The sequence below is a fragment of the Shewanella sp. BJSY2023SW005 genome (assembly GCF_047314585.1).
GTDB lineage: Bacteria > Pseudomonadota > Gammaproteobacteria > Enterobacterales > Shewanellaceae > Shewanella > Shewanella algae.
Genome location: NZ_JBKORJ010000045.1, coordinates 73,082 through 89,746, shown reverse-complemented (window position 1 = coordinate 89,746; position 16,665 = coordinate 73,082). Strand labels below are relative to the sequence as shown.

The 16,665-nt window shown below is 55.1% G+C and carries 10 protein-coding genes; 5 read left to right on the top strand and 5 right to left on the bottom strand.

Features of this window, described 5'->3' with window-relative positions; translation table 11 throughout:
• The first annotated feature begins 29 nt into the window (after nucleotides 1-29).
• Together ACMHXI_RS13775 and gorA are read left to right on the top strand one after the other, a co-directional pair.
• A complete protein-coding gene (locus tag ACMHXI_RS13775; RefSeq protein WP_145839494.1) occupies nucleotides 30-554 on the top strand; it encodes a hypothetical protein in 525 nt (174 codons plus the stop codon).
• 128 nt (nucleotides 555-682) lie between these two features.
• The gene (gene gorA / locus ACMHXI_RS13770) at nucleotides 683-2,038 is read left to right on the top strand and encodes a glutathione-disulfide reductase (RefSeq protein WP_187575089.1); all 1,356 of its coding nucleotides are present in this window, start codon (nucleotides 683-685) and stop codon (nucleotides 2,036-2,038) included.
• Between the two features lie 103 nt (nucleotides 2,039-2,141).
• Here the strand turns inward: gorA and ACMHXI_RS13765 are convergent, their stop codons facing one another.
• Complete coding sequence (locus tag ACMHXI_RS13765) at nucleotides 2,142-2,909, bottom strand: hypothetical protein (RefSeq protein ID WP_187575090.1); 768 nt, start codon at nucleotides 2,907-2,909, stop codon at nucleotides 2,142-2,144.
• Nucleotides 2,910-3,171: 262 nt separating this feature from the next.
• On the opposite strand from ACMHXI_RS13765, the gene ACMHXI_RS13760 reads away from it, so the two are divergent.
• The gene (locus tag ACMHXI_RS13760; RefSeq protein WP_208143347.1) at nucleotides 3,172-5,268 is read left to right on the top strand and encodes a M13 family metallopeptidase; all 2,097 of its coding nucleotides are present in this window, start codon (nucleotides 3,172-3,174) and stop codon (nucleotides 5,266-5,268) included.
• A gap of 71 nt (nucleotides 5,269-5,339) precedes the next feature.
• Here the strand turns inward: ACMHXI_RS13760 and ACMHXI_RS13755 are convergent, their stop codons facing one another.
• From ACMHXI_RS13755 to ACMHXI_RS13740, 4 genes are all read right to left on the bottom strand, one after another.
• Entirely contained in the window at nucleotides 5,340-12,815 is a 7,476-nt protein-coding gene (locus tag ACMHXI_RS13755; protein WP_413735208.1) for a fibronectin type III domain-containing protein, read from the bottom strand.
• A 91-nt stretch (nucleotides 12,816-12,906) separates the two neighbouring features.
• Entirely contained in the window at nucleotides 12,907-13,488 is a 582-nt protein-coding gene (locus ACMHXI_RS13750; protein ID WP_345851607.1) for a phage tail protein, read from the bottom strand.
• Nucleotides 13,489-13,709: 221 nt separating this feature from the next.
• Nucleotides 13,710-14,201 (bottom strand): GNAT family N-acetyltransferase, encoded by a 492-nt coding sequence (locus ACMHXI_RS13745; RefSeq protein ID WP_345851605.1) that lies wholly within the window; start codon nucleotides 14,199-14,201, stop codon nucleotides 13,710-13,712.
• Between the two features lie 30 nt (nucleotides 14,202-14,231).
• Nucleotides 14,232-15,158, bottom strand: coding sequence for a pirin family protein (locus ACMHXI_RS13740; protein ID WP_413735206.1), 927 nt, complete (start codon nucleotides 15,156-15,158; stop codon nucleotides 14,232-14,234).
• Between the two features lie 118 nt (nucleotides 15,159-15,276).
• Here ACMHXI_RS13740 and ACMHXI_RS13735 point away from each other — a divergent pair, with 118 nt between their 5' ends.
• Together ACMHXI_RS13735 and ACMHXI_RS13730 are read left to right on the top strand one after the other, a co-directional pair.
• The gene (locus ACMHXI_RS13735; protein WP_107005872.1) at nucleotides 15,277-15,792 is read left to right on the top strand and encodes an NlpC/P60 family protein; all 516 of its coding nucleotides are present in this window, start codon (nucleotides 15,277-15,279) and stop codon (nucleotides 15,790-15,792) included.
• A 16-nt stretch (nucleotides 15,793-15,808) separates the two neighbouring features.
• Complete coding sequence (locus ACMHXI_RS13730) at nucleotides 15,809-16,648, top strand: hypothetical protein (protein ID WP_413735204.1); 840 nt, start codon at nucleotides 15,809-15,811, stop codon at nucleotides 16,646-16,648.
• The last annotated feature ends 17 nt before the right edge of the window (nucleotides 16,649-16,665 follow it).

The following is a 16,665-nucleotide window of genomic DNA, read 5'->3' as shown; positions in this document are numbered from 1 at the left end:
GTCGAAGGATCGATGCGGGAGTACAGGGAATGTTAACCTACAGAATCGGCGGGCTTTGCTGCCTGCTCCTTTGGTTGGGAGTCGCCCCATTGGCTGAATCCCAGGCCGAATCAAGCTCAGACCTGAATCTAGTGTCGAGTTCAGAGCCCTCAATAGATAAGCAACTCAGCAACCCGGACAAAGAGCCTGGTTCGCTCCCTCTGGGGTTGGTGCTCGACAGCGAGGGCAATCCTATCGCCATTCCACAGCAGTTTGAAGCCGCACTTGAATATGAGTCTGCTCCCTTGCCCAAGGCCTCGCGCGACAGTAAACCAACGAAATCCCGAAAAAAGAAGGCATCCAAGCCTCGCCGCCAAGTCGCCGATGATCCCAGTTGTCGCTGGTTGGATAAGCGAATGACAGAGCTGGAGCGGCGCCTCAGGCAGAAAGATTCCCACACTGCCAGATTTTTGCAGGCTGAACTCGGCGAGCATCAACAGCAGTTTCGTTGCCTCAAGTGCTCGGGTTCAGGGCCTGAGACCCAGGATTATTCGCGCTGCACCTTGTATCACTGAAATTTTTACCGGCAGACTCTGGTCTGGTCACTTGATCTGAATCCCCCTACAATGGCTCACAAGAATCCCGCCAGACGGGAGGTCGCCCTGTTGGGCGAAAGAATCTGTATCAATCGACGGAGATAAACATGGCACAACATTTTGACTATATCTGCCTGGGTGCGGGCAGCGGTGGTATTGCGTCAGCCAACAGGGCCGCCATGCGTGGCGCCAAGGTGTTGCTGATTGAAGCCAAACACCTGGGTGGTACCTGCGTCAACGTCGGCTGTGTGCCCAAGAAGGTCATGTGGTATGGCGCCCAAGTGGCCGAAGCCATGCATCTCTATGCCAAAGATTATGGTTTTGATGTCAGCGTCAACCAGTTTGACTGGAACACTTTGGTGGCCAGTCGTGAAGCCTATATCGAACGGATCCATGGCTCCTATGAACGCGGTCTGGCCAACAACAAGGTCACTGTGGTTAACGGCTATGGCCGCTTTGTTGATAACCACACCATTGAGGTCGACGGTGAACACTACAGTGCCGAGCATATTCTGATCGCGACCGGTGGCGCGCCCAGCATCCCCGACATTCCCGGGGCAGAACATGGCATAGACTCGGACGGTTTCTTTGCCCTGCGTGAACAGCCCAAGCGGGTAGCCGTAGTGGGTGCCGGTTATATCGCGGTGGAAATTGCCGGTGTATTGCATGCCTTGGGCAGTGAAACCCATCTGTTTGTACGCAAACATGCGCCGCTGCGTAACTTCGACCCCATGCTCTATGAAACACTGATGGAGTCCATGGCCAGCGAAGGGCCTTCGCTGCATACCCAGAGTATTCCCAAGGAAGTGCGTAAAAATGCCGACGGCAGCCTGACTCTGGTGCTGGAAAACGCTGAAGAGTACACAGTGGACTGCCTGATCTGGGCCATAGGTCGGGCACCGGCCACAGGCAATATCGGCCTTGAAAATACCGATGTGCAGTTGGATCCCAAGGGATATGTGATAACTGATGCCCAGCAAAACACCAGCGCCAAAGGGGTTTACTGTGTCGGTGACATCATGGCGGGCGGAGTAGAGCTGACACCGGTTGCCGTCAAGGCGGGTCGCTTGCTGTCAGAGCGTCTCTTTGGCGCCATGCCGGATGCCAAGATGGACTATGACTGCATCCCGACTGTGGTCTTCAGCCACCCGCCAATTGGCACCATGGGGCTGACAGAGCCCGAGGCCAAAGAGCGCTTCGGTGAGGATCAGGTGAAGGTCTACACTTCTTCCTTTACCTCCATGTACACTGCGGTTACTGCGCACCGTCAGGCTTGTAAGATGAAGCTGGTTTGTGCTGGCGCCGATGAAAAAGTCGTCGGGATCCATGGTATCGGCTTTGGCATGGATGAAATCCTTCAGGGCTTTGGCGTTGCCATCAAGATGGGCGCCACCAAGGCTGACTTCGATGCCGTAGTCGCTATCCATCCAACGGGCGCAGAAGAGTTTGTTACTATGCGTTAAGCTGTGACTCGTTGAGTCAAGCTTGTAAAAAAGCGCCCAAGGGCGCTTTTTTGTTGTCTGCGGCGGCTGTAATGTCATTGCCGAGGCGCCATTTTACTCAAGGCTAAAGGCTTTCCGCTTGTGTCGGTGCTTTCGAGTCCTGAGGTTCCAGGCAAGCCAGTAATTGCTGTTGGGCTTCATCGCGCTGCGATTTATCTATCATGCCATAAAGAATTCTCAGTTCATGACTGACCCCTTGCTCGTCTCTAACCTTGAGCGTCAACTTGCTGCTATCCTGATAACCCAGAGTGATTTTATCTAAGGGTAACAAGTAAAACTGTTTGCCACTGGAGTCAGGTGAGAAGGAGATCCCTTCATTGACGATGGCAAACAGGTAGCCGGATTTTTTGATCTGGTATTTGATCATGGCGAATAAAGCGGCGAAAGCCATAAAGCCCCCTACCGCCGACCCGAAGCCCATCATGAGTACGCCTATAGCCATCATGATTGCTGTGCCCCCGGTAATATCGGCATATTTAAACACTGTATGATGCTGCTTCACCTTCTCAGGGTCGCTCTTTTGCAGGTTACGGAAGCGATAACGCTTCATATCGTTCCCCAGGCCATCGAGGAAAAATATACTCCAGGGAATAAAGGGAAGGCTGGCAATGATTGCCATGGTCAGCGTCAGTTTTTGATAACGACGGAAAGTAAACAAACAGAGGCACAGTACGATAAAGGCACTCAGGAAGAGTAGCTGCAGCTTTTCAGCGCCGCTTTGGCTCATTCCCATTTCTCGAATAAGCACTTCATCTATTATCACGGGAGTTAGGCAGAGAAAGAGTAGCGTGACAGCTAACCCGATCCAGGTTGTGGTTGAAATCCATTTCATGGTTATTTCCTTTGTTAAGCCATCTTGGCTTGAGGTTTCTGCAATAGGTTGAACAGCTTCTCCACAATAAGCCAGAAATCCGCCTTTGCCTATCGCCTTTTGGGTGGGAATTACCTCAGACACTTTTGAAGTTAAGGGATGCGCAGGGGGCAATCTGCCTCATATCTTGTGACAGTTTTCTGCTTGGCCGCCAAGCGGTGAAATGAGATAGACTCGAAGATTAAACGCCTGAAACCCCATAAATAAGATCAAGGAAATTTGCATGTTCAAGCCCAATGCAATCGCGCTGTTTACCGCTGCGGCCCTGCTCGGCGGCCTAGCCGCTTGCCAGTCTCAAGAGACAGCTTCAACCAAGGTGCCGTCTGTGGCTTCCCGTCAGGGAGAGGCCAATATAGGCATCAGTCTGGCGGCCATGGATACCAGTATTAAGCCTGGAGATGACTTCTACAATTACGCCAATGGTCAATGGATGCGGGATACCAAGATACCTGCCGACCGAGCCTCCACTGGGTCTTTTCTGGTGGCTTTTGAATCGACCGAGCAGCACAAGGCCGAATTGATTGCTGAGCTGGTGGCCAAGCCCCATGCTGTCGGTAGTGATGAAGCGCGAATTGCCGATTTTTATCTGGCCTATACCAATACTGATGCCATCGAAAAAGCCGGCCTGCAGCCATTGGCGAATTACCAAAAGCAGATAGCAGCCCTGAAAACCAAACAGGCGCTATCGGCGGCCTTGGGAGCCAGTTTACGGGCCGATGTTGACCCGCTCAATGCCACCGACTATCACACTGAGAATCTGCTGGGGGTATTTGTCACCCAAGGGCTGGCGACTCCGGGAGAGGTATTGCCCTATTTGTTGCAGGGCGGGCTGGGATTGCCAGAGCGGGAATATTATCTGTCGAGCGATCCCAAGATGCAGCAACTGCGGCAGGCTTATCGCCACTATGTCGAGACCTTGTTGCAAACCGCCGGCATAGACAATGCCGGTGAACGGGCCGAGCGAATATTCGCGCTGGAGCTGAAAATAGCTGCCGCCCACGTCAGCCGTGAAGACAGTGAAGACTTTGCCAAATCATCCGCAGTTTGGAGCCGGGCTGACTTTGACACCAAGGCCCCGGGTATCGACTGGCAGGCATTCTTTGAGGCCGCGCAACTTGGCCAGCAGCCACGCTTTGCCGCTTATCATGGCCCCGCCATCCGCGCACTCTCGGCCTTGGTAGCTTCCGAGCCGCTGGCGAGTTGGCAAGATTGGTTGCTGTTCCACCAGATCAATAGCCACACAGATGTCTTGCCTTCGGCGCTGGATCAGGCGCACTTTGCCTTCTATGGCACGACCTTGTCAGGCACGCCTATGCAACGCAGCCGCGATAAGCGCGCCTTGGAGGCGTTGGATAATTATCTGGGAGATGCTGTTGGCCGCGCCTATGTGAGCCGTTATTTCCCTGCGTCGGCCAAGGCCAAGGTCAGCGAGTTGGTGGATAACATAGTCGATGCCTTCCATGGCCGGGTTGAGGCGATTGATTGGCTGGCACCGGCCACCAAACAGGAAGCTCTGGCCAAGGTTGATACTCTGGTGGTGAGTGTGGGCTATCCGGATAATTGGCGTGATTACAGCCATTATCAGGTGGGGCAGAGTGCTTATGCCAATGCCGTGGCCGGTGAACAGGCCGAATACGCTCATCAATTGGCCAAAATAGGCAAGCCCCAAGATAAAGGGGAATGGTGGATGAACGCCCAGATAGTCAATGCGGTAAACCTGCCGGTGCAAAATGCGCTCAACTTCCCGGCCGGGATACTGCAACCGCCGTTTTTTGATGCCACGGCCGACGATGCCTATAACTATGGTGCCATAGGGGCGGTCATCGGCCATGAGATCAGCCACAGCTTTGATAATAATGGTGCGGCTTTCGATTCCAGCGGCGCTATGCGCAATTGGTGGACTCAGGCGGACTTTGAGCATTTCGCCGCCCAAGGGGATGCCCTGGCCAAGCAGTTCGACAAATATGCGCCTTTCCCCGACTTGCATGTCAACGGCAAACTGACTCTGGGGGAGAATATCGCTGATGTAGCCGGATTGGCTGCCGCTTACGATGCTTACCGGGCGTCACTCAAGGGCAAAGAAGCACCTGTTATTGCCGGTTTTAGCGGTGATCAACGTTTCTTTATCGGTTATGCCCAAACTTGGGCAACCAAGATGCGAGATCAGGCCATGCGCCAACGTATTGCCACCGATGGTCATGCTCCCGGCAACTACCGGGCCCTGACTGTGCGCAATCTGGATGCCTGGTACCGCGCCTTCGATGTCAAACCCACAGATGCTCTCTATCTGGCGCCAGAGGACAGAGTCAAGATCTGGTAAGCCTACCGATAAGAAGACCACCATCAGGCGGTCTTCTTACATCCTGGCGGATCGCTTAAGCTAATCCAAGCTCAGAAAAAGAACTCCAGACCGATAAAGACACCGTCTACCTGATTTCTGTCCAGCATATAACGGCGGTAATCGGCTCTGATCGCCCACTGTTCTGAGAGTTGATATTGGCTACCCAGGCCCCAGTAAAAGTCGACGCCGGAGTCGTCATAACGCAACTCTTGCTGTAGCCACTGGCTGCTGAAGTCGCTCTCCCAGATAAATATCCCGCCGTTGAGGCTGAAAGACCAGTCGTGATATCGCCAAAAGCGGTATTCGGCTCCGGCAGTTACCCCGGAGGCCAGTTGCGGCCCAAGGTTGGCAAGTGATTGCTGCAAGGCCTGTGGGTCGAGTGTGCTATCGGCCAGCATGAGTGAGGTTTCGCCCAAATCAAGATAGCCAAACTGCAGCGCCCAGGCATCACTAGCCTGGTAGTTCAGCGCCACAGACCAGGCGAAATCATCTTTGTCCAACTCCGTCAGTTTGACCTCTGCCGGTAGGGCTTTGTTGATATCCGACTCCGAGAGGCGGGCATGGCTGTAACCCAAGTTGAGGTTCACAGACCAGCGTGCCTGGGCATTGAAACTGACCCCAATTGCCAGTAGTAGCAACAGCGGCAGGCTTGCCAAACGCAGGCTTAAGCGCCTGAATCCCGCCATCACCAGCATTAGTGCCAAGGCCCAGGGGGCGACGGCCCCGCCGGAAGAGCGGTTTTCCACCACAACCTCTTGATAGGCCGTGACCGTCACCACTACCTGAGCGGTTGCCGAGGCGCCGTTGCCATCACTGACACTAAAGCTGATGATATCTGTGCCCGCAAAGCCGGTCTTAGGTTGATAGCTCAGCGTCTGTGATGTGGTGATGCTGACGCTACCGGATTGAGCCACAGCGCTTTCCAGCGTCAGGCTGTCGCCATCCGGGTCACTGGCAGTGCTCAATACATCCAGCTCTATCGCCGTCCTGTCGTCCGTGCCGGCGCTGCTGTCATTCACCACGGGTGCCCTGTTGTAAAAGACAACCAGCTCTGCATGGCTCATTGCCGTACCGCCCATGCCATCGCTGACGGTATAACTCAGCTGCGCGTTGCCGATAAAGTCTTCCGGCGGCGTGTACATCAGGCTGAGCTTGTCTTCACTGACACTGATCTCACCGATAGAGACACTGGCCTGCACCAGATAGAGGCTGTCGTTATCGGCATCATTATCGTTGGCCAGTACGTCCAGCAGATGTTGCTGATTCCATGGCAAACTAAAGCTGTCAGCCTGGGCTATAGGGGCTTGGTTGGCTAACAGCTTCACGGCAACGCCGCCCGGGTCGACTATGGTGCCATTAGCTTGGCCGTCACCGTCGTTGGGGCCACCATCCTGAATAAGCAGTTGCACACACCAATGACCTTCAGTAAGGCCACTCTGCCAGCTGGCATCACCCATTGGTGGACAATATCCGGGTTCTCCCGCGCTGCTAAATATCTGGTTGTTGGCATCTGTTACAAACTCCTGCCAGCCGGAAGCGACGTATTTACGGTATTGAGCTTGTGCCGGTATCGCCTGAACTTGCGGGATCACTATGCTGACACTGCCGCCATACTCACTGCCCTCGAGTTCGAAGTCGAATAAACCTCCGACAATTTTCCCTTCACTGTCATCTGGCAACATTGAGCCATCTTCCAGCTCAATACCGTTATCCAGCCGCTGTAGACTTAGCAGTCCCTTTCGGGAGCAGATGCCGGGTTGCGCCTCGGCCAGGTAGCTATTGGGGCGGCTGAGCTGTTCGGGGATTACATTACAAGGGTGATCGCCCTGCAGATAGGCCGGAATACCGTTGCCGTCCGGATCGCCATAGCCTTCGGCACTATCCGGTAAACGGTTGTTGTTGGCGTCTGTTTCCCCAAGAGCCGGTAGCTGTGCCAGCAGCAATAGCTTGAGACTCTTGCTGCTTCCCAGTTGGGGGGAACCATCGTCCATGGCGTTCAATGTCAGAGTCACAATCCCTGGAGCCAGCGTTGCGGGGTCAAAGGTGAACTCGTTTGCTGAGGTCGAGAGGTTTGTCATAGCAGGCTCGCTGGACCAACTGAGGCTGATGTTGTCTGCCGGGTTGGGGTCAGCGACTTCTGCCGTTACCGTCACCAAGCCATCCGAGCTGCTGACACTGGAGCGCATTTCACCCTGTTGACTGGCGCTCAAGCTGAGGTTGGGCGCCAGATTATTGTTACTGATGCGTATTTCAGTAGCGGCGTTGTGTCCGGGGTTTTGGCTGTCCTCCAGAGTGATTGTCAGCGATTTTTGTTGCCCGGCGGTCAAGTCGGCAAAAACATTGAACTCCAGGCTGGTGGACATTCCCTGACTCAAGAGCAGGCTTCCGCTTGCGAGATCATGGTCTTGACCTGCAATCGCATCGCCGCTGACACTGTAGCGGATTTCCATCGGATACTCGGGGGCCGAGCCGTTGAGTAAAACCGGCACCTGCACTTGAGTGAAGTTGGCGACAGTTTTCGAGGCTCCCAGGTTAATCCTGGGGTACACGGTAACCAACTGCGACGCTGTGGCACTTACCCCCTTACCATCTGTGGTTTTCCAGTAAGCCAAATGTTGGCCGGGAGCAAAAAACGGGAAGCCGTTCAACAAGGATACCGGAATGGGGTTGTCATCGCTGTCGATGGCGCCGACCCGACCCAAGTTTACCCGGGTAAACAGACCTGTGGCGTTGGCTGTGACATCGGCCGGGATATTGATGACGGGGGCTTCTGGATTACTGCCTTCTATGCTGAAGCTCACCTTGGCACTGTCATAAAACTCTCCGTCCGTGATGCTGTAGCTGAGTCGCACCTGACCATTGAAGTTTTCCGGCACTGTCAGTTGCAGCTTATCTCCCAGTACAGTAGCAGTGCCCAGGCTGGTGCTGATATCCACAATCGTCAGTGGATCGTCATCTGGGTCACTGTCGTTGGCCAGTACATCGAGCAAATAACTATTTTCTTGGCTGAAGGCCTGGGTTATCCGGTCGTGGTTGGCCTGTGGCGCTTGATTGACAGCCTTGACTTCCACACTAAAGGGCGCCAAATCTGTACTGAGCGCACCATCCGAGACTCGAATAATGATGTTGTCACTAACGCCTACATGTTCTCGCAGTGGAGTACCGCTGAGCTCGCCGCTTGCCGTGTTGAAACTGGCCCAGGCCGGTTTGTTGCTGATGCTGAACGTCAGAGGATCCTGATCCGGATCTGTGGCCGTGGGGATAAAGCTGTAATAGCTATCCTGATCTACGCTGCCGGCTGGAGTACCTGAAATACTGGGGGCCTTGTTATCCGGCTCCGGGGTTACAGTATTGGAGGGGCTTGAGGCCGGGCCTGTGCCTGCGATGTTGCTGGCGCTGACGATAAAGCTGTAGTCGGTGCCGTTGCTCAGGCCGCTAACTGTCAGCGGCGATCCGGTGCCGCTGGCGGTGAAACCACCCGGGCTTGAGGTGACTGTGTAACTGCTGATCGCCGCGCCGCCGGTACTTGCCGGGGCGCTGAAACTGACTGTGGCGCTGGCGTCAGAGGCAACGGCGCTGACGGACGTGGGCGCTCCGGGCACCACGGCATTGACCGTAAAGCTCTGGGTCACGGTTGGCGCCGCATTGTAGCTGCTATCCCCGGCTTGGTCGGCGTTAATGCTGCAACTGCCCGCGCTGATAAAGTTGAGAGTGCCGGTAGTTGTGATGGTACAGACTCCAGTGCTGTTGGAGCTGAACACAGGCGCCAGCCCTGAACTGGCGGTGGCCGTAAGGGTTGGCGTGGTACCAAAACTCTGCGCCCCCGGGTTGTTGAAGCTAATGCTCTGGCTTGCCTTGGGGGTCACAGTATTGGAGGGGCTTGAAGTCGGGCCCGTGCCTGCTGTGTTGCTGGCGCTAACCGTAAAGCTATAGTCGGTGCCATTGCTCAGACCGCTAACTGTCAGTGGCGAACCAGTGCCGCTAGCGGTGAAACCACCCGGGCTTGAGGTGACTGTGTAACTGCTGATAGCCGCGCCGCCGGTACTTGCCGGGGCGCTGAAGCTGACCGTGGCGCTGGCGTCGGCAGCGACAGCGCTGACAGACATCGGCGCGCCGGGCACCACAGCATTAACTGTAAAGCTCTGGGTCACGGTTGGCGCCGCATTGTAGCTGCTATCCCCGGCTTGGTCGGCGTTAATGCTGCAACTGCCGGCGCTGATAAAGTTGAGAGTGCCGGTAGTTGTGATGGTACAGACGCCAGTGCTGTTGGAGCTGAACACTGGCGTTAGCCCTGAGCTGGCGGTGGCCGTAAGGGTTGGCGTGGTGCCAAAGCTCTGCGCCCCTGGGTTGCTGAAGCTGATGCTCTGGCTTGCCTTGGGGGTCACAGTATTGGAGGGGCTTGAGGCCGGGCCCGTACCCGCTGTGTTGTTGGCGCTGACGATAAAGCTATAGTCGGTGCCGTTGCTCAGGCCGCTAACTGTCAGTGGCGAACCGGCGCCGCTGGCGGTGAGGCCGCCCGGGCTTGAGGTGACTGTGTAACTGCTGATCGCCGCGCCGCCGGTACTTGCCGGGGCGCTGAAACTGACCGTGGCGCTGGCGTCAGAGGCAACGGCGTTGACGGACGTGGGCGCTCCGGGCACCACGGCATTGACCGTAAAGCTCTGGGTCACTGTGGGCGCCGCATTGTAGCTGCTGTCTCCGGGCTGATCAGCATCGATACTGCAATTACCCGTGGTGACAAAGGTTAAGGTGCCGGAGGCCGTGATGGTACAGACACCAGTGGTACTGGAGCTGAACACAGGCGTTAGCCCTGAGCTGGCGGTGGCGGTAAGGGTTGGCGTGGTGCCAAAACTCTGCGCCCCCGGGTTGCTGAAGCTGATGGTCTGGTTTGCCTTGGGGGTCACAGTATTGGAGGGGCTCGAGGCCGGGCCCGTACCCGCTGTGTTGTTGGCGCTGACAGTAAAGCTATAGTCGGTACCATTGCTCAGGCCGCTAACTGTCAGTGGCGAACCGGCGCCGCTGGCGGTAAGGCCACCCGGGCTTGAGGTGACGGTATAGCCGCTGATCGCCGCGCCGCCGGTACTTGCCGGGGCACTGAAACTGACTGTGGCGCTGGCATCAGAGGCAACGGCGTTGACGGACGTGGGTGCTCCGGGCACCACGGCATTAACTGTAAAGCTCTGGGTCACGGTTGGCGCCGCATTGTAGCTGCTGTCTCCTGGCTGATCGGCATCGATACTGCAATTACCCGTGGTGACAAAGGTTAAGGTGCCGGAGGCCGTGATGGTACAGACCCCAGTGGTACTGGAGCTGAACACAGGCGTCAGCCCTGAGCTGGCGGTGGCCGCAAGGGTTGGTGTGGTACCAAAGTCCTGCGCCCCCGGGTTGTTGAAGCTGATGGTCTGGTTTGCCTTTGGGACTACCGAGTTGGATGGTGCGGATGGCGAGCTTGTACCCACGGCATTGATGGCCTGCACAGTAAAGGTATAACTCGTGCCGTTGGTCAGGCCTGCAACCCCTATCGGCGAGTTGGCTCCACTGGCGGTGATCCCGCCTGGAGATGAAGTCACTTGGTATGAGGTAATCGCAGAACCACCATCACTTGCCGGCGCCGAGAAGTTGACCACGGCTTGGCCATCCAAGGCAGATGCCGTGCCTATGATGGGGGCGTCGGGAACAGTAGGGACGGCAACAGTATGAACATCGCCAGAGGTGTAGGCTGCCGGCCCACTGTTGGCCTGAGCATCGCTGATGTTGGTTGCTGCTTTCAGATCCAGGCGCAGCGAACCGTTACCGCTGATATTGTTGATAGTTACAGTAACGCTGGTGCCTGAGCTGGCGGATACCGACGCAATATTGCCTGCGGCAGAACCCGCGTTGGTCAGGTTAAAGTCGTCGGTCGAGATATTATTGGCCAATTCATTGAAACTAACTGTGTAACTGATGCTGGTTGCGGTATCTGCGGGTGAGCCATCGATAGTCATGCTGGTCACTTCCGGAGCAAGGTCATCCACCACTGTGATGCTAAAGGCTTTTTCAAATGTGGCATTGCCTGAATCTGTCGTCTGCACCCGGATGCTATAACTACCGCCAACCAAGGTGGAGGCATTGTTGGCTCTGAGGGAATCACCACTGAGATTGAAGCTGCCATTGTTGGTGTCACCACTACCGGCAATCAAGGCATAACTGAAACTGTCACCAACATCGGCATCCGTGGTTGTCAGGGTGCCCACCACAGCATTACTGCCGCCGCTTTGGCTGACGGAGTTGTTGGAAAGCGAGATATCTGTTGGGCTTTGATTACCGCTGAAGGCGCCAGTGACACCCAACGTAACACCACTGCTGCTTCCCTGGAGTATGGAACCATTGGTTTGGCTGTCATTGACAACTGTGCCGCTGGTTTCGTTGAGTTTCCAGTAGCCAATCAAGCCGGTTTCATTGCCCGCCAGCTCGAGCTGGCGGTTATTTTGAATTTCGGTTTGAGTCCGCGCCGTGCTCCAAAGGCGGATGTCATCTATTTTGCCGGTAAAGTTGTTTACCGAACCATGATTTTGAAGACCGGCGACCAGGTTGTTGACGTTTGCCGCTTGATAATCCGGCACTGTGTTGTTGCCACCCATGTCGGCAACACCAATACCTGTGGCTTGGCCATCCAGATAAAAATCCCACTGGCCGTTGTTGAAGACAAAAGCAAAGTGATACCAGACATTGGTTGAAATAGTGATTGGATTACTTTGGGTCAAAGAGCTGAAGTCGCCGCTCAGATCAACCGTCATTGTATTGTTATATATGATAAAACCACCGGCATCGAGTGAGCCGGTAATATCCATCAGATTGATGATGCCTGAGGTGCTGGAAAAATTGGCCCACATTTCCAGGGTAAAGGTGCTGTCATTGGCGAGTGCTGAGGCGGCATTGGTGAGGGTAACCGCATCACCGTCGGAGAATTCGTAAGCTGTGTTGGACAATAGCGTATTAAACCCTCTCACTTCATCGGAAAACAATGTCTTGGCAGCCATGGTCGAGGAGGTGGAGTATTCGAGTTGCCAATCACCGCCAAGACGCTGGTTGCCTGTGGCGTTGGTCGATGCCAATACGGGCCGGGCTAAAATCGATGCCAGATTATCGACAAAGGCTTTACCCTTTGCGTCTTGGGCCAAGTTACAGGCGTACAGATAGAGGGGGGCACCCGGTAGTAGCAGTTGATCCAGTTGATTTGCCAGTTCCCGTGGCGCCAGCTTGTGGCCTGCCAACAGTATTTCGCTGCTTTGGCCGTGAGTGATCAAGTGTAAACCCGAGTACTTCTTGTCTTGGGCCATCAAGGCGTTGAGTTCGGTCAGTTCGGTAATGGGTCTAGAGGTGAGGGCCGTGGTAGATGCCTGTTCCAGCAAGGTTTGATATTGAGAGATTGTGGCATCGACCAAGATGAGCTCAGCCTTTGTCCCTGGTTCTGTGACACTCTTTGCTTGTACAAATGGCAACAGCAACAATGTCACCAGGCTTAATATCCGTATTAAAGAGTTCATGGTTTTGGCAGCCCTGAATAGTCCGGTGTTAGCTTGAGCAATTCAACGGCAGCAGGAAAGCACACTTCCAACTGCCGTTGATTGTGATGTTTTATGTTCTGGGAGGGTAAATGCCTTGTAAGGCAATGATGAAGTTCACCACGGTTAACGGCTGGCGCAAGTCGACAGTGTCACTGTTGCCCGTTGTGTTTGTGTTGCCATCCAAGCTGACTGGTGACGGTTGCATACTGGTGTTCGCCGTGGTGCTGTATGCTTCCAGCGCATTGAGACCGCTGGCAATCTTTGCCGGTACCGTATTGGGACCAGGCTCATCAGTGGTGCCGCTGCCGGTGGATGCCAGTGGGCTGACACTGGCATTGATCTGGTTTGAGTCAATGGCGTGGTTATGGGCGGGCAACTGGGCTGTTGTCAGATTGGTCCCCTCAGTTCCAAGCATCTGCCCTTGGTTGTATAAACTGGTGCCTGGACTCTGGCCAAAGCTGACGGGTACCCGGCCGCGAAGATCCGGCAGCTTAAAGGTGCTTACTCCATCACCGCCATACATAGTGCCTAATAAAGAGAATAAAGCCGTATTACTGGCAATGCTCATTGTCTGTCCGTCGCACAGTGCCCAACCTGGCGGAGCATAGTTGAAGCCCACCATACGAATTTCGCCGATAAAGTTGTCTGCCATGATATTCACTCCTTGAAAATGAAGGCTTGGCTTGAGCAAGCCCTCTTGATGATGTCCATTTACCTAGAGGTGTCGCTGCGAGGCAGTGACAGGTCTCCATAAACACTGGTACACAAGTCTGGAAATAACAAGTTGGTTACTGGATTTTAACTTTGATTGGGTGGTTGGCAGAGAATTGCGGAGGGAGGTAAGTTGTATCTTTGCAGGCCAGCAGCTGGTACTTAGTGGCAGTGCCAGTACATCAATTCGTGAGTCTCGGTAACATCCTGGGTAACAAAGCCTTTGTTCAAGTACAGTTTTTTCGCTTGCGGATTGTCCCTGGCGACCATCAGGGATACCGCCAGTTGTTTTAGCTGGGCCAGAGATTGAATGGCGTTCAGCAATTCGCTGCCCAGGCCTTGTCCCCGATACTCAGGTAACAAAGCCATATCCAGAATATGCAGTGCTTCAGTACCTGTGTTTAGGGTGAGTATTCCTGCCGCTTGCTCTTGCACCCGGAGTATTTGGGTAATGGCATTGGGATAGTGATTCTGGAACCAGGCTTGTTGCAGCTGAAACTGTTGTAACAACAGCACCTGAGCCATCTCCTCGGGTAGGCCCAGATGCAGAAAATAACTGCGGCAGGAGTTGAAGACTTTTTGGATAAAAGCTGTGTCTGCGGCCGTAGCCATTGAGGCCGACAATTGGGACTGAGATGTGAATTCAAGCTTCATAGTGTGCCCATCCTTGAGTCAAAAGATTGATTACCAGAGGATCGCCGGGGGTAACAGGCGTTTACCCCGGTAGCCTGGCACGGCTGCGAAGCGGGGATCTTCGGCCAGCCATTGCGCTTGAGCTGCGGTAATTTCAGCCTTGCAGTGACCAACAAAATTCCACCAGATGGTGATGGCTTCTCCCAGCGGCGTACCGCCAAGCAGCAAAATCCGACTTTCGGGCGCCAATTCCAGACTAACCTCGGTGCGATTCAATCCAAGATAGGCCAAAGAGTCTTGGGCAAAGGGCTCACCATCAACTTGCATGCAGCCTTCGAGTGGCATCAGGCCATACTCGAAATTGGGATCCAAAGGCAGATTCAATAAGGCGGAATCATGGCTCAAGAGATCCAAACCTATGATGGGAGAGAAATGTACTGCCGGAGACTTGCGCTGTAACCACTGACCTATCAGCAGGGTGAAGTCGACCCCGGCTTCGGTCCAACGAGGCAAGTCGGCATAGTGATCGAATCTGGGCTGGGTATCTTTGTGGGCTTCGGGAAGGGCAATCCAGAGCTGGGCCGCATGTAACTCAGCATGCCCCGGCTGCGCTTCTTCGGTATGGGCAATGCCGTGGCCAGCGGTCATCAGGTTGACTTGTCCAGGGCGGATAAGGTGCTGACTTCCCAAGCTGTCGCGGTGCAGTATTTCGCCGGCCAGCATCCAGGTGAAGGTTTGTAAACCTATGTGCGGATGGGGACCTACATCCATCAAGGGGCCTGAAGATGCCGGGCCAATATGGTCGAGAAAGCACCAAGGGCCTATCAGGCGCCTGGCTTTCTGGGGAATGGCCCTGGCAACCGGAATACCGCCGACATCATCGAAACGCGGTTCCAGCTTCTGGATCTGTTGTCGGCCATCCTTACTGGAATATTCCCTCGAGCCGGCGTAAAACGGCGGTATTTGCCTGTCACCCATATAGCCTCCTTTGCGATAACCCGCTTCAGTTAGACTCGGGCATTTACCCGATTTTTGCAAATAGCGGCGGCTTATTGCACATTAGGGGTTCTTCAATGGCATCTGAGTTGGAACGAGCATGCAGCTGTGGCAGATATTGGCGACATTCCTGTTGTTGGGCGCCCTGAGTGGCTGTTCCGGTCGTCCCGATCCTGTTTCCGCTCCGGCTACTGTGGCTAAGCCCCAAGACGGCAACGAGTCCGAAGCCAAGCGCTCTGAGCAAGCGCCCCTGTCACAGCAGCGGCTGCTGACGATGCAGCGAGAATGGCATGGGGTTCCCTATCGTTTGGGAGGCATGAGCAAGCGAGGTGTCGACTGTTCGGGCTTTGTCAGCCTGACTTACCGGCGTTTGACCGAAATCATGCTGCCGCGCACAGTGGATGAACAGCGCAAGCTGGGGTTTGCGGTCAAGAAAAGTCAGCTCAAGGTTGGCGATCTCCTGTTCTTCAAGACTGGCTGGAGTAGCCGCCATGTGGGGATCTACATAGGTAACAATGAGTTTATGCACGCCTCTACCAGTCAGGGGGTGATGATCTCATCGCTGGATAACAGCTACTGGAAGCAAAAATATTGGCAGGCCAGGCGCTTGCTCTAGTGTCGGGAGAAGGGAGATGGATAGCCTGTTGCTCGCCAAAATAGCGACCGCTATCATAGCCGTGGTGGGCCTGTCGCTGGTGGCTGAGCGGGTCAGCCCCAGAGTGGCGGGTATTTTGTCCGGCTATCCACTGGGTACGGCTATCGCGCTGTTTTTTATCGGCATTGAATTGGGTGAGCCCTTTGCCGCCGCCAGTGCCACCGCGGCCTTGTCCGGTTTTATCGCTTCGTTGCTGCTGATTTGTGGTTATGCCCTGGGTATTCGTCTCGGCGGCGAGCGGCCACTGCCTTGGGTGGCACTGCTGGGTTCAGGACTGGGATTGCTGGCCTTTGGCCTCAGTGGCTATCTTCTGAGTCTGTTGAATCTTAATCTCCTCGGCGGAAGCCTGGCGCTGCTGCTGGCGATAGTGCTTGTGGGCTTGGTGCTTGCCAAAATACCGGATGCCACAGTAGCCAAGCCCGTTCGACTCAGCCCGCTGGTATTGCTGCTTAGGGCTGCGGCGGCCGCCATGATAGTGCTGTTGGTCACGGCGGCGGCCAAACTGCTGACGCCGGCTCAGGCCGGTATTCTGGCCGCCTTCCCCATTACGCTTTATCCGTTTTTGTTGATCATTCATCTGGCCTATGGCTCGCCGCAGGCGCAAACCATTATCAAGCACTATCCCAGAGGCCTGGGGTCGCTCATGTGTTATGTGATTGCGGTGAGCTGGCTCTATCCGCTGCTCGGCATTGTCTGGGGAACTGTGCTGGCGTTTGTGGTGGCGACCCTGTATCTGTTGGCGTTGAGCGCCTGGCACCGCTTGAGAACCAAGCCACTTGAGACTCCCGCCCCCGAGACGACAAAATGCTCCCGCTGATGGGGGCAGGAAAGCCT

Bases quoted from the DNA above. Each gene is read 5' to 3' on its own strand.
- ACMHXI_RS13775 (WP_145839494.1), top strand. From the start codon at position 30: ATGTTAACCTACAGAATCGGCGGGCTTTGCTGCCTGCTCCTTTGGTTG.
- gorA (WP_187575089.1), top strand. From the start codon at position 683: ATGGCACAACATTTTGACTATATCTGCCTGGGTGCGGGCAGCGGTGGT.
- ACMHXI_RS13765 (WP_187575090.1), bottom strand. From the start codon at position 2,909: ATGAAATGGATTTCAACCACAACCTGGATCGGGTTAGCTGTCACGCTA.
- ACMHXI_RS13760 (WP_208143347.1), top strand. From the start codon at position 3,172: ATGTTCAAGCCCAATGCAATCGCGCTGTTTACCGCTGCGGCCCTGCTC.
- ACMHXI_RS13755 (WP_413735208.1), bottom strand. From the start codon at position 12,815: ATGAACTCTTTAATACGGATATTAAGCCTGGTGACATTGTTGCTGTTG.
- ACMHXI_RS13750 (WP_345851607.1), bottom strand. From the start codon at position 13,488: ATGGCAGACAACTTTATCGGCGAAATTCGTATGGTGGGCTTCAACTAT.
- ACMHXI_RS13745 (WP_345851605.1), bottom strand. From the start codon at position 14,201: ATGAAGCTTGAATTCACATCTCAGTCCCAATTGTCGGCCTCAATGGCT.
- ACMHXI_RS13740 (WP_413735206.1), bottom strand. From the start codon at position 15,158: ATGGGTGACAGGCAAATACCGCCGTTTTACGCCGGCTCGAGGGAATAT.
- ACMHXI_RS13735 (WP_107005872.1), top strand. From the start codon at position 15,277: ATGCAGCTGTGGCAGATATTGGCGACATTCCTGTTGTTGGGCGCCCTG.
- ACMHXI_RS13730 (WP_413735204.1), top strand. From the start codon at position 15,809: ATGGATAGCCTGTTGCTCGCCAAAATAGCGACCGCTATCATAGCCGTG.